Annotated in this window: 1 protein-coding gene; it reads right to left on the reverse strand. The window is 69.3% G+C overall.

The annotated features are described in order from the left end of the window. On the reverse strand, positions 1-233 hold a 233-nt coding region (locus EJ903_RS26760; RefSeq protein ID WP_174237375.1), incomplete at its 3' end, for a transposase. Positions 234-244 lie beyond the last annotated feature (11 nt).

The following is a 244-nucleotide window of genomic DNA, read 5'->3' on the forward strand; positions in this document are numbered from 1 at the left end:
CCAAACGCCAAGCGCAGCATCACCCCGGCCTCGATGGCAATGTCCGAGTAGCGCGCTGGCCGGCCGCGCCGCCCCGTCGCCGACGGCGTCCACGCGGTGATTACCTCCGGCGTCACCCAAATCGTCAGGTCACCGCGTCGGCGCAGCGCCGCATCGTAGGCTGCCCAGTTCTCCACGCGATAGCGGGCGCGCGGGATCTTGTGACGGCGGCTCTCGTTGGCTTTGTATGGCATCGGGGTCTCGG

Source organism: Azospirillum griseum (genome assembly GCF_003966125.1).
GTDB lineage: Bacteria > Pseudomonadota > Alphaproteobacteria > Azospirillales > Azospirillaceae > Azospirillum > Azospirillum griseum.